Source organism: Streptomyces sp. NPDC059957, assembly GCF_042730015.1.
Taxonomy (GTDB): Bacteria; Actinomycetota; Actinomycetes; order Streptomycetales; family Streptomycetaceae; genus Streptomyces.
Window position 1 is genome coordinate 5169 of sequence record NZ_JBHWMB010000069.1, and the last position, 12302, is coordinate 17470.

Here is a 12302-nt window from a genome sequence, read left to right on the forward strand (position 1 = left end):
CGGCAGGGTCGAAGTCGACCTCCGCGGCTATCCGGGAGCGGAAGCCGGTCGGGTCGAAGAGGGTGATGCCGCGGGTCGCCGTACGCCCGTTGGAGAGCAGCTCCCAGAAGGCGGAGGTGCCGATCCCGCCGGGGGCGACGACGCCGACCCCGGTGACGGCCACGCGTCGGCGGGTCACGAGACCGCTCCCGCGCGGTCCGGGGGCCGCTCCCAGGCGGAGCCCTCCGGGTGAACGGCCTCCTCGGTGTCCACGTGCCCGAGCTTGGGGTCCGGGGCGAGCGGTCCGAGGTGGAAGACCATGCGGGCCTCGGTGCCGCCGACGTTGCGGAAGCGGTGGCGCACGTTCATCGGGACGAGGAGTCCCTGGTCGGTGAGGAGCGGGTGGGCCTCGCCGTCGAGGTCGACCTCCAGCTCACCGGCGACCACGTACACGAACTCCTCGGAGTACGGGTGGTAGTGCTCGGCGATGTGCTCGCCCGGCGCCATGACGGCCAGTCCCATGAAGCCGCTGGTGCAGCCCACCGAGGTCGGTGTGAGGACGGCCCTCAGGTCGCCGCCGCGCCTCGTGTTGGGCTGCGTCTCGCTGAGGTCCACGATGTGCGGTGGGCGTTGTCTGGTCATGGCGGGGGTTCCTCCTGGCGGTGGGGGGCCTGGACGGGGCTGGTGGGTGGGGGGTCCGGGGATGAGGGGTCCGGGGCCGGGCGGGCCGGGCGGGCGGTGCCGCGCGGCTCAGCTTTCGGCGGGGGCCCTGCGGTCGGTGATCAGGCTCATGGTGTGGCGGACCGCGGACTCGGCTGCCCCCTCGGACCCGGCGGGCCCGTCGGCGGGTGCGGCCATCAGGCGGGCGAGTACGGCCGCCTTGCGCGGGCCCCGGACGCCGAAGGCGGTTTCCAGCCCGGCGCCGTGCGGGCTGCGCACGTCGATGAGGCGTACGACGATGTCGTCGCGCTGGAAGATGCTGCTGCTCACGGTCGGGGCGTCGGACCGGTGGGCCGCTTCCTCGTCCTGCCGGGCGAGGAACCGGGCCAGCGCCGGTCCGCAGCCGGGCTTGGCCGGGTAGAACAGCGCGTGGCGGCGTACGTCGGAGCGGTCGGCGCCGCCCGCCTCGTGCGCGGCGACGTGGTGGACGGCGGGGAGCGCGGCCCGCATGAAGAACATCCGGGCGGACTCGGGGTCGCCGAGGTCGCGGTCCTGCTCCAGGTAGGGGTTGATGGCCTCTTCCACGGCCCGCACCTCGGGCTGCTCGGAGACGTGCCGCAGGGCTGCCATCAGGTCTCCGCGGACCTCCACGGTACGCACGACCCGGTTGCCGTGCATGAAGAGCGAGGTCCGCATGAGCCGGGTGTGTCCGTCCACCTTCGCCTCCGGGGAGGCGTAGCTGGAGAGGAGCGCGGCGACGTTCTTCTCGCTGCCGGGCTTGACCGTGAAGGTCAGGGCGTGGCGGACGATGCCGGCGCCGAGCCGGGGCGCTTCCTGCAGGCGGGCGCCCGTGGGCCGCTGCGCGTCCTGGTAGCCGCGGCCGGTCTCGCGCAGGACGGTGTACTTGAGCGGGCGCATGGCGCGGGCGCAGGCGCCGAGCGGGCGGACCTGTTCGGCGTGGTGCTCGCTGTTGACCCAGGCGAGGTACTGCGGTGCGCTCTCCCACTCGCTGGTGATGAGCCACTGCGAGGGGTTCTCGAAGGACTGGCAGAGCTGGTCGCTGATGTGGCCCGGTTCGGACGCGATGTCGTGGCGCAGTTGCTCGTACGCCTCGAAGAACCGCTGCTGGGCTCCTTCGTGGAGGTCCATCAGCAGGACGACCCGGAGCATGGATCCGTCGAAGGCGGACTGTGACACCCGTTCGGACAGGGTGGTCGTCATCTGCTCACTCCTTCGTGAGGGCCCTGGGGGAGGGCGGGGTTTCATCGCGTACGGACCCTCGTCCGTCATCGGCGGTGGCCGCCCCGGACCGGCGGCCGTCGCGGGGACGGCAGGCCGGCGTGTCTTCGGGGGAACCGCTGTCGCTCATCGTCATCCGGGTGCGGACGTACCGCTACATCTCCGGATCAAGCGGGTGACAACCGGCGTATCTCCTGGGCTTGGCCAGCGATCGGGGGCATAAAAGAGTGCACTCCCCCCACACAGAATTCAGGAGCTCGCAGCTGATGGAAGACACGGCAGATGTTCGCGTACCGGTTCTCGTCGTGGGCGGCTCCCTCGTGGGTCTGTCCACCTCGCTGTTCCTGAGCCGTCACGGCATCAGGCACCTGGTAGTGGAGAAGCACGCCGGTACCTCCGACCACCCGCGCGGGCGCGGTATCAACGCCCGGACCATGGAGTTGTTCCGGGTCGCCGGGGCAGAGGGCGCCATCCGGCAGGCGGCGTCCGCGCTGGAGAACAACATGGGCATCCTGCAGACGGAGTCCCTGCTGGGCGGCGATCACAAGTGGCTGGTCAAGGCCATCGACCCGGCCGGGGCGCTCAGCAAGTTCAGCCCGACCGGCTGGTGCGTGTGCAGCCAGAACAACATCGAGCCGATCCTCGCCGCGCAGAGCCGCGCCCAGGGCGCCGACGTGCGGTTCTCGACCGAGCTGATGAGCTTCGACCAGGACGAGACCGGGGTGAACGCGCTGGTCAAGGACCGGGAGACCGGTGAGCACATCACCGTGCGCGCCGACTTCCTGATCGCGGCGGACGGCCCGCGCAGCCCCGTGCGCGAGCAGCTGCGCATCCCGCAGACGGGCAGCGGCGAGCTGTTCCACAACGTCAGCGTCACCTTCCGCTCGCGCCGGCTCGTCGAGGTGCTGGGCGACCTGCGGTTCATCGTCTGCTACCTGATGAAGCCGGGTGCGGACGGGGCACTGCTGCCGGTGGACAACGACACCCAGTGGGTCTTCCACCTGCCGTGGCACCCGGACCAGGGGGAAACCCTGGAGGACTTCACCGAGGAGCGGTGCAGGGAGCAGATCCGGGCGGCGATCGGCGTACCGGACCTGGACGTGGAGATCGGCGGGAAGGCTCCCTGGCACGCGGCCGAGCGGATCGCCGAGCAGTACTCGTCCGGGCGGGTGTTCCTGGCCGGCGACGCGGCCCACGAGATGTCCCCCACCGGCGCGTTCGGCTCCAACACCGGCATCCAGGACGCGCACAACCTGGCCTGGAAGATCGCGGCGGTCCTGGACGGCTCGGCGGGCAGGGAACTGCTGGAGACGTACGGGGCCGAGCGGCACCCGGTGGCCGTGGCGACCGCCCAGCGCGCCTCGGCCCGTTCGGCGGAGCACAGCCACCCCGGGTACGCGCCGCCGCCCACCATGGGCGGTGGACCGGGCAGCGGGGTCCTCACGACGGCGATGGCGTACGCGTACCCGAGCGGGGCGTTCGTCGGAGGGGCGCCGGACCGCCCGGTCATCCCGGAGGGCATGCGCATGAAGGGCGACCCCGGCACGCGGGCCCCGCACATGTGGCTGACGCGGGCCGACGGCGAGCGGGTCTCCACGGTGGACCTCTACGAGCGCGCGTTCGTGCTGCTGTGCGGCGCGGGCTCGCCGTGGCGGGAGGCGGCCGAACGGGTGGCCGAACGGCTGTCGGTGAAGCTCGACGCGTACGCCATCGGGTCCGCGGGCGCTCCGGGGGCGGATCTGGTGCAGGAGGAGGGCTCCGACTGGAGCGAGGTGCACGCCATGTCCGCGCAGGGCGCCGTGCTGGTGCGGCCCGACGGGTTCGTCGCATGGCGCTCGCAGGGGCCGGTGGTCGATGCCGAGGCCGCGCTGTCCGAGGCCCTGTCGACGGTGCTGCGCCGGGCCTGACCCGCCCGTACGCGGAGTGGTCCCCCTGCCGCCGGCCCGTAAGCGGGCCGGGGGCAGGGGCATTCATGGGTGTTGCCGGTTGCCAGTTGACCGCGTCAGCCGCAGGTCCAGCAGCCCGCCCAGCAGCCGGAGCCGTGGTGCGCGGGACGCCGGCGGCGGGCGGTCTCGGTGGGGGCCGTTCCCGCTCCCGTTCCCGACCCCGCGGAGTTGCGGCGGGCGAAGCAGGCGACGACCACCGCGATCGCGGCGAGTTCCTCGGGGGCGGCCACGCCCTTCTCCACACGGAGCAGGCTGGCTATCGGGGGCATCTGGGCTATCGGAGCGTCCTTCAGCATCGGCTCGGCCTCTCGCACAGGCGGATAGCAGGACCCCCCTCGCGGAATCCAAGGACTCCGGACCCTGCCGACGCTAGCGGGGCGCGACACGCCCGGCATACCGGGCAGTTGCGCGAAAGCCCAGGTCGCGGCCGCGTCGACCGGGTGACGCCGGGCTGTTCGCGCCGCGCGGTGATTGGGCCGTCCGAGTGGCGGGCCCCCGGAAACCCCGGTGCGGGCGGCAGCGGCGAGCGGTCACGTGGGACTCCTGAGGGGGAGTCCCGCGCGACCGCCCGTGGGGAGCACGCCGGGCCGTTCAGCGGGCCGGTTCAGCGGGACGTGCACTGCTTCCAGGAGAAGTGGTACACGCTGTTGATGCTTCCGTCGGTGGAGTCGAGCGCCATGTAGCTGGTCGTCGCCGGGTCCGAGGTGCCGACCTCGGCGCGCAGCTCGGTGTTGATGTTGAAGTTGCGCTGCTCGCCGCAGGGGGCGAAGACCAGTGCCTCGATGCCCGTGGTGTCGGAGGCCTGCCAGTTGTCGTCAAGCTTGCCGTGGAACTTGTGGGTGCGGGAGTCGGTCTGCTTCATGCCCTGGAAGTAGTAGCTGGCCTTCTGGGTGCCGACGGCTCCCTTCTGCAGGCTGCCGAATCCCCGGTAGTCGACCTGGGCGACGGCGTAGGTGAACCCCTGCGGGACGTGTACGACCAGGGAGAGCAGACAGTTCTTGCGGCCGTCGGTCGGGGCGCTGTTGCCTCCCGCCATGGCCAGGTACTCGCTGTAGGTGACGGTGAAGGCCGAGTTGTCCTCGGCCACGGCGACGGTGGCGCTGCCCGGCCGGCACCCCGAGCCGTTGACCGTGGCGACGTCGACGGTCACCCGGTCCTCCGGCGCGGCGGGGGCCGCGGGGCCACCCGCCGCCCCGGCGGCAGAGGCGGGCAGGAGGGTGAGGAGGCCGCCGGTCACGAGGACGGCGCCGAGCGCGGTGCGCAGTGTTCTGATCACCCGGCCATGGAAGCGGTCCGTACCGGGCCGATCGGGGAACGGGTGCGCGGCCTCACTCCGATGGCCGGGCCCTTTCACCGCAGAAACGTCCCGCCAGGGCACCGGGGAGGGCCGAACGGCTCATCGGCAGGGCGCCGAGCACGTCGGATCACCCTATTCATGCCGATATTTCCTATGCTGAGCGCCCTACGGAACCGCCCGCGCCGAGGAGCCCCATGCGCCGCCTGCACCGGTCCGCCCTGCTGTCCGCGACCGCGGTCCTCTCCGCCCTCGTCCTCGCGACCGCACCGGCCGCCGCCGGCACGCCGGCGCACGACACGGACGGAAGGACCACGGAGACCGGAGGGGCCGCGGGAACCGGAGGGTCCGGAGGGTCCGGAGGGTCCGGAGGGTCCGGAGGGTCCAGAGGGTCCAGAGGGTCCAGAGGGACCGCGGGGACCGACCCGGCCGAGGCCGCCGTGATCGGCGCCGGCCACGCGCGCGCCCACGCCGAGCTGCGCCGGGCGGCCAAGGGCGCCGTGGAGTACCCGCAGTCCCGGCGCAACACGAGCCTGGCCTCGCTCACCGGCTCGCAGCGCGAGGCCAACTCCGCTTTCGAGGCGGCGGTTTCGGGACGCTTCGCCGAGTACTTCCCCTCCCCCGACTTCGGCGTGCACGTCGCCCAGCTGCCCACCGGCAAGGTGCTGCTCTTCTCCTTCTCGCGGGTGGAGACCGACCCCACCAAGGAGACCGGCCCCACGGACCGGATCGGACCGGCGAACGCGGGCCGCGCTTACCTGTGGGATCCGGCGAAGGGGACCGGCGCGCGGTCTTTCAAGAAGGTCACCCCACCCGTCGTGCTGATGCCCGACGGTACGCACGCCCCGCGCCCGGCGCCCTTCTTCTGCGCCGGGCACTCCTTCCTGCCCAACGGGATGCTGGGGGTCTTCGGCGGCAACACGGGGGGCAAGGGTGGCAGCGGGGCGAAGCTGTCCTTCGTCTTCGACCCGTGGACCGAGGGCTGGTACCGCAACCGCGATATGGCGGTGGGCCGTTGGTACCCGTCGGTGGTGACGGGCGCGGACGGCCGCCAGATCATCATGTCGGGCCAGTCGGAGCGCGGCACGGGAACGCCCACCCCGGTGGTGGAGCGGTTCCCCGCGCTGGGGCAGCCGGTGCCCTGGCGCCCGTACGACATCCCCGTGGACCTCTCCGTACAGCGGATGCGCTCCGACGCGCCGTTCCGCAACGACTACCCGCACCTGTTCTCGCTGCGCGACGGCATGATCTACGGTCTGGGGCGCGACGCCGACCAGCAGTGGCTCTTCGACCCGCGCACGCAGGCCCGTACGGACCTGCCCAGGCGGCCCGCCGATTTCCGGGGCTACGGCTCCGCCGTACCACTGCCGGCGGGGTTCCGCGGACCCGACTCGGTGCTGGTGCTGGGCGGGGATCCGCTCGACCCGAACACCTACCGGCTGTCGGGCGGGGCCTGGACCACGGAGGAGCCGCGCGCCTTCGGCCGGACCCAGGACGACACGCTGATCCTGCCGGACGGCACGCTGCTGACGGTCAACGGGGCGAAGGACACCAGGGATTACGGGTTCGGGCCGTTCAACCCGAAGGCCGATCCGAAGTTCCGCCAGACCGAACTGCGGGGCGGTGACGGGCGGTGGAGGCTCGGGCCGGCCCAACGGCTGCCGCGGGGCTACCACTCCAACGCCCTGGTGCTGCCGGACGGGCGGGTCATGGTCACCGGGGACGAGCTCCAGCAGATCGCCAACGACCCGGACATCAAGGACGGCATGGACGGCTCGATCGAGATCTACGAGCCCGCCTACCTGCACCGGGGCGCCCGGCCCGTACTGGACCGGGTCCCGGCGGGCGAGATCGCCCACGACGCGGAGTTCTCGGTGGAGAGCCCGACGGCAGCGGGCGTACGGCGCGCCGTACTGCTGGCGCCGACGACCGTCACGCACGCGGTCAACACCAGCCAGCGCCATCTGGAGCTGCGGATCACCGGTGTCCGCGGGCGCACGATCGGGCTGCGGGCGCCGGCCACTGCGGCCGACGCCCCGCCCGGGTACTACATGCTGTTCCTCCTCGATGCCCGGGGCGTGCCCGGTACGGCGAGGTGGGTCAAGCTCGGCAAGCGGTGAACCCGCCCGGAGCTAGCCCCCGGTGATGACGAACTGGGAGCCCGGTTCGATCAGGATGTTGCCCTGGGCGGATCCCGTGATGGTGACGTTGGACAGGATGGCGTTGCCGCGCGCCCCGCCCATGCCCAGGATGCCCGAACCGTTGTTGGACTTGTCGATGCTCACGTTCGTGATCTTCACGTCGGGCATGACCCCGCCGCCGGTCTTGAACTGGATCCCGTCGTAGGTGGAGTCGTGGATGTCGGTGTCGCGGATGACGACGCCCGGGATGGGCAGGTTCGACGGGAAGAGGGTGATCGCGCCGAACTCCTGGTCCTCGTTCCAGAAGGCGCCGCCGGTTCGGTAGAGCCCATTGTTCGCGATCAGGGTCTGCCCGGAGAAGGGCAGCGGGTCGTGGTCGGTCGCCAGCATGATGGCGGGGTAGTTCATGGTGTCGTAGATGAGGTTGTTCTCGATGGTGTTGCCGTAACCGCCGTAGATGGCGATGCCGTTGGCGCGCCACGGGAGCTGGATGGTGTTGTTGCGGAAGTGGTTGTCGTGGCCGATGTCGACCGACTGGTCCTTCACGTACTTGCTGGACCACACCGCGAGGGCGTCGTCACCGGTCGTGCGGAAGGAGGAGTTGAAGACGGTGGAATTGCGCGTGCCGTTGGCGAAGTTGATGCCGTCGGCGTACGTGTCGCGGATCCGCATGCCGTTGAACTCGATGCCGTCGCCGGGTCCCCACAGGGCCGGGATGTTGTCGTAGTCGCGGCCGACCCAGACGCCGACGTTGGCGTGCTCGATCCACACGTTGGTGATCTTCGTGTTCTTGCCGAATCGGCCGTTGAGGCCCACGCCGCCCTCGGCGTTGCCGTCACCGCCGCGGATGCGGCCCGAGCCGAAGATGGCAATGTCGGAGATCTGGGTGTTGTCGTCGATCTCGAAGCCGAAGTTGCCCTCGTGCGGGTGGTTGATGCCGCCGGCGTCCTGCGGCTGGGTGAGCGTGTAGAGCTGGGAGTGCCACATGCCCGCGCCGCGGATGGAGACGTTGCTGATGCCCACCTGGTTGAACTGACCCCGATTCAGCGGGTCGTCCGTGAGGATCTTCTGCTCCTGGCGCCACTGGCCCTGCGGGATCCAGACGCAGGCGATCTGCCCGTTCTGGTCAGCCGTCACGGCCTTCTGGAGGGCGAGCGTGTCGTCGATGCCGTCGTTCGGGATCGCGCCGTAGTTCGTGATCGAGGTGCACTCGGCGGGCTTGGGCGCCGCCGGGGCCACCTGCTCCAGGTCGATCAGGTCGATGACGTAGTACGAGGCCGTGTCCCCCGCGTCCCGCTGGAGGCGGAAGGTCGTGCCGGGCGGGTAGCTCTGCGCGAGCAGGGCGTGGGACTCGTCGAAGAGCCTGCGGGCGTCGCCGCCGGGGGTGTTGGTCAGGCCCTCGGGGCTGTCGGTGCTGCCGTAGAGCCAGCTGTGCTTGGAGGAGAGGGTCAGCTTCTGGGCGAAGCTCCCGTTGACGTACAGGCTGATCGTGGCGTCGGCGCCGCCGCCGCTCGCGGCGTCGGGAACCGAGTTGCGCACGACGATGGAGTTGGCCTGGTTGGTGGACGTGAACTGTACGTACTGGCCGGTCGAGGAGAGGCGTACCGACTCGCGGCCCGAGGACTCCGTGGCGAAGTTGGTGTGCCCGAAGGTGCGCTTCGCGTCGCTCTGCAGCAGGGTGCCGGTGTAGCTCCCGGACTCCGCCTCGTACTCGGTGTACGGGAGCGCCGCCCCGCGGCCGACGACCACGGCGCGGGAGTGGCTGTTGTTGGTCTCGTTGGTCTCGGCGACGAGGTTGGTCCCGTCGGCGGTGGCGGTGAGGGTGGCTCCCCCGCTGACCGCCGTCCAGGTCCCGTTGATCGGCACGTTGACGGTCGCGCCGGCGGCGATCGCCGGGGTGGGGCCGTTCAGGGTGGTGGAGCCGGCGGCCAGCCGGGTGATGCTGCCCGCGCTCACCGCGGCGGTGCCGCGGTTGCGGACGGCCACGGTGAAGGAGACCGGGGCACCCACGGCCGGGTTGGCCGGGCTGGTGGTGATGGAGAGGGCTTCCAGGTCGGGGCCCGGCGCCTGGGCGACGACGAGCTTCGCGGCGGCCGTGCGGCTGTTGTTGGTGTCGTCCTGCTCGGGGACGCTGCCGGCCGGGTCGACGACGGCGGAGACGGTGTAGCTGCCCATCGGACGCTTGCCGACGGCCACCGGGACGGTGGCCGAGGCTCCGGCCGCGAGGGCGCCGACCGGGGCGCTGCCGGCGGCCGCGCCCTCGAGGCTGACGTTGACCGTGGTGGCCGGGGAGGCGGCGGAACCGGCGTTGCGGACGGTCGCGTTGACCGTGACGGCGTCGCTCTCGGACGGACCGGCCGGGGACCAGGCGAGGTCCGTGACAATCAGGTCCGGGTTCGGGGCGGCGGCGCCGATGACCTGGAACTCGGCGGCCTGTCCGCCGCCGGCTCCAGTGTTGCCGGAGAACTTCAGCTGGACCTCGGCGAGCCGGCCGGAGACGGGAACGGCCACGGTGTTCTGGTTGCCCGCCGGGCTGAACGCGTAGTCGGCGCGGGCCTTCAGGGTGGTGAACCCGCTCGCCGACTGCTCCCGGCCCAGGACCTCGAAGCTCTGGGTGCGGTTGCCCCAGGCGGGATCGGGGTTGAGCTTGAGCACCACTCCGGTGACGTCGGCGTTGGAGCCGAGCTTCACGGTCAGCGTGGACTGCTGGCCGCCGGCCTCCCAGTAGCTGGTGACGCTGTCGTCGTTGGCGTTGGCCGCGACGAACGACTGGGTGACCGAGGAGGCCTCGATGGGCTTGCCCTTGGCGAGGTTCACGCCGACGGGGGGCGTACCCGGGTCCCCGGGATCACCCGGGTCGCCGGGGCCGCTGCCGTCGGCGGAGTACACCTCCAGCTCGGATATCTGCGCCGCCTGCCATCCCGTGTTGGCGGTGACGCTCACCCGCACGTAGCGAACCGTCGCGGCGGTGAACCCGATGGTCACCGCGTTGGACTGGGCGGGGTTGAACACCCGTCCCGCCGAGGCGGACAGGGTGGTGAAGGTGTTCCCGTCGGTGCTGCCCTGCACCGCGAGCGTCTCGGTGCGCGTCTCCCAGCCGGCGGGCAGTTTCAGCACCACCTGGTCGACGGCGACACTGCTGCCGAGGTCCACCTGCACCCACGTCGGGAAGGTGCTGCCGGGCCCCTCCCAGTACGAGCCCTGGTTGCCGTCGGCGACTCCCTGGGCCCCGTACCCGCCGAGGGATCCGCTCGCGGACACCGCCTTGCCGAGGGCGAGGTTGGGGCCGCCCGCCGCGGCGGCGAGGGTGACGGGCAGGAGCCCGGCCGACATCAGTCCCGCGACCACAGTGCCGGCCAGCATCAGCCGACCGCCTTGATTCCATCTCATGCTGTCCTCTGTTCCATGAGGGGACCGGCCCGACGCAACCGCGCCTGCCGCAAACTTGCGCACCGTTATTAATTTTTTGAGTGATCTGATCGCAGTTATGCGGCCATGGCGCCACAGGTTTCTAGCAGATGACGACTTTGTCAACGCTTCACGCACAGAGGGGAGTTCGGATCAGACCCCGGGCCAGCCGCACTCCAGGTGGTCGAAAGCCACATCCAGGGCGCGCCGCGGGTCCGGGCTCAGGCCCGGATCCGGAATCTCCAGGACGTAGCGGGCCAGGATGCGCAGCGAATCGTCGGCAGCCGGGCGTCCGCACTCCTCGGCGATGACCCCGGCGACCTTGACCTGGTCGAAGCCCTTCTCCAGGAAGAGCCGCAGGGCGGCGTCGGTGTCGCCGACAGCGAGCCCCGCTCGTCGGGCGGCCCGTCCACGCCCTGCCCGTCGGGCACCGCTGGGCCGCCGCTCCCGGCGTCACCCTGATCGGCGACGCGGCCCACCTGATGTCCCCCTTCGCCGGGGAGGGCGCCAACCTGGCCATGCTCGACAGCGCCGAGCTCGCCGCCGCCCTCGTGGCGCGCCCCGGAGACCCGCAGGGCGCCCTCGCCGCACGCGAGGAGGCGGTGCTCCCCCCACCGCCGCGGCGGCCGCGGCCGAGTCCGCGGACAACCTCGGCCTGTGCTTCGGCGCCGGGGCGCCCCGGACCCTGGTGGAGCGGATGGCCTCCTACGCCGGCTGAGTCCGGCCGGGCTCCATGCGGGCGGCGGGGGCCGCGGACGGGGCGAGACGGACCACCGCCGCGCGCCCGGAGCTCCGTAGCAGGACTTCCCGCGCCCCCGTCGCCAGAACGGCGTCGTACGGGCCCAGTTCGGCGGAGCCGTCGACTTCGACCCTCCCCTCCAGGGCCACGATCAGCAGGCTCTCGCCGGGCCGGACGGCGAGCGCGAGGGCGCCCCGTACAACGGCGGTGTCGGCGCTCACCACGCCCCGCCGGTACATCACGTTGAAGTTCACCACCGGCCCGGCCAGCAGCCGGCAGCCGGTCGGCTCGTCGCCGGGGAACCGCTGGGGCGCGTACCTCCGGTCCACGAGACGTCGTACGCCGCCGATCTCGAGGTCCATGCCGGCGCCCTCCGCGAGGGTGAGCGTGCGGTCGACGCCTGGGAACACGGAGAAGGCTCCGTCGGCGGTGACCTCCGCGAGGCTGACCCGCCAGCCGAAATCATCCATCCCGGAGCCCTCGGGTCCGGCGGCGATCTCGCGGGTCACTCCCCCGCCGTTCTTCCACCGGGCCGCCGGGCGGTCGGCCGCCCGCAGGATCCGGATCGTTTCTTCGCTGCTGGTCATGGCACCCTTCCGGCTCCGGTGACACGCGCCCCCGGTCGGGCCGAGCCTATCCAGCCGGGCGCGGGCACCACGCGAGAACGCCCCCTGGCCGCGGCGGGTGCGCTGCGGCGAGGGGGCGGCCCGGTCGCCTCTTCCGGATCAGGCGTCGGCCTTCTCGACCGGGAGGGCGGACACGCTCGCGGCGGAGGCCGGGGAGGAGACCGGGGACGCACCGCCGCCCGCGACCGCCGGTGCGGGGGCGTCCGTCCGCGGGCCGTGTGCCCCGCGCAGGCCGATTCCGCTGATCAGCGCGACCAGGCCGAAGGCCAC

9 protein-coding genes are annotated in these 12302 nt (G+C 71.9%); 2 read left to right on the top strand and 7 right to left on the bottom strand.

The genetic code is table 11. The features are described from left to right. From ACFWBW_RS33010 to ACFWBW_RS33020, 3 genes are all read right to left on the bottom strand, one after another. The coding region (locus ACFWBW_RS33010; RefSeq protein ID WP_385380578.1) for a beta-ketoacyl synthase N-terminal-like domain-containing protein at positions 1 to 178 on the bottom strand (178 nt) is incomplete at its 3' end. Then, on the bottom strand, positions 175 to 621 hold the full coding sequence (locus tag ACFWBW_RS33015; RefSeq protein WP_243333070.1) for a cupin domain-containing protein: 447 nt from the start codon (positions 619 to 621) through the stop codon (positions 175 to 177). The genes ACFWBW_RS33015 and ACFWBW_RS33010, both read right to left, overlap by 4 nt. A gap of 108 nt (positions 622 to 729) precedes the next feature. Further along, positions 730 to 1860, bottom strand: a complete 1131-nt coding sequence (locus tag ACFWBW_RS33020; protein WP_385380500.1) for a SchA/CurD-like domain-containing protein — start codon at positions 1858 to 1860, stop codon at positions 730 to 732. A gap of 284 nt (positions 1861 to 2144) precedes the next feature. Between ACFWBW_RS33020 and ACFWBW_RS33025 the strand changes: the two genes are divergently transcribed. Beyond that, the gene (locus ACFWBW_RS33025; protein ID WP_385380503.1) at positions 2145 to 3785 is read left to right on the top strand and encodes an FAD-dependent oxidoreductase; all 1641 of its coding nucleotides are present in this window, start codon (positions 2145 to 2147) and stop codon (positions 3783 to 3785) included. A gap of 95 nt (positions 3786 to 3880) precedes the next feature. Here ACFWBW_RS33025 and ACFWBW_RS33030 read toward each other — a convergent pair whose 3' ends face one another. Next, positions 3881 to 4093, bottom strand: coding sequence for an acyl-CoA carboxylase subunit epsilon (locus ACFWBW_RS33030; RefSeq protein WP_385380506.1), 213 nt, complete (start codon positions 4091 to 4093; stop codon positions 3881 to 3883). A gap of 335 nt (positions 4094 to 4428) precedes the next feature. After that, entirely contained in the window at positions 4429 to 5100 is a 672-nt protein-coding gene (locus ACFWBW_RS33035) for a DUF4360 domain-containing protein (RefSeq protein WP_385380509.1), read from the bottom strand. Between the two features lie 215 nt (positions 5101 to 5315). On the opposite strand from ACFWBW_RS33035, the gene ACFWBW_RS33040 reads away from it, so the two are divergent. Next, positions 5316 to 7238: a galactose oxidase-like domain-containing protein gene (locus ACFWBW_RS33040; RefSeq protein WP_385380512.1), complete on the top strand. Its 1923-nt coding sequence runs from the start codon at positions 5316 to 5318 to the stop codon at positions 7236 to 7238. A 12-nt stretch (positions 7239 to 7250) separates the two neighbouring features. On the opposite strand, the gene ACFWBW_RS33045 is transcribed toward ACFWBW_RS33040, so the two are convergent. Both ACFWBW_RS33045 and ACFWBW_RS33050 read right to left on the bottom strand, forming a co-directional pair. Then, a complete protein-coding gene (locus ACFWBW_RS33045) occupies positions 7251 to 10649 on the bottom strand; it encodes a CARDB domain-containing protein (protein WP_385380515.1) in 3399 nt (1132 codons plus the stop codon). A 723-nt stretch (positions 10650 to 11372) separates the two neighbouring features. Then, a complete protein-coding gene (locus ACFWBW_RS33050) occupies positions 11373 to 11993 on the bottom strand; it encodes a HutD family protein (protein WP_385380518.1) in 621 nt (206 codons plus the stop codon). Between the last annotated feature and the right edge of the window lie 309 nt (positions 11994 to 12302).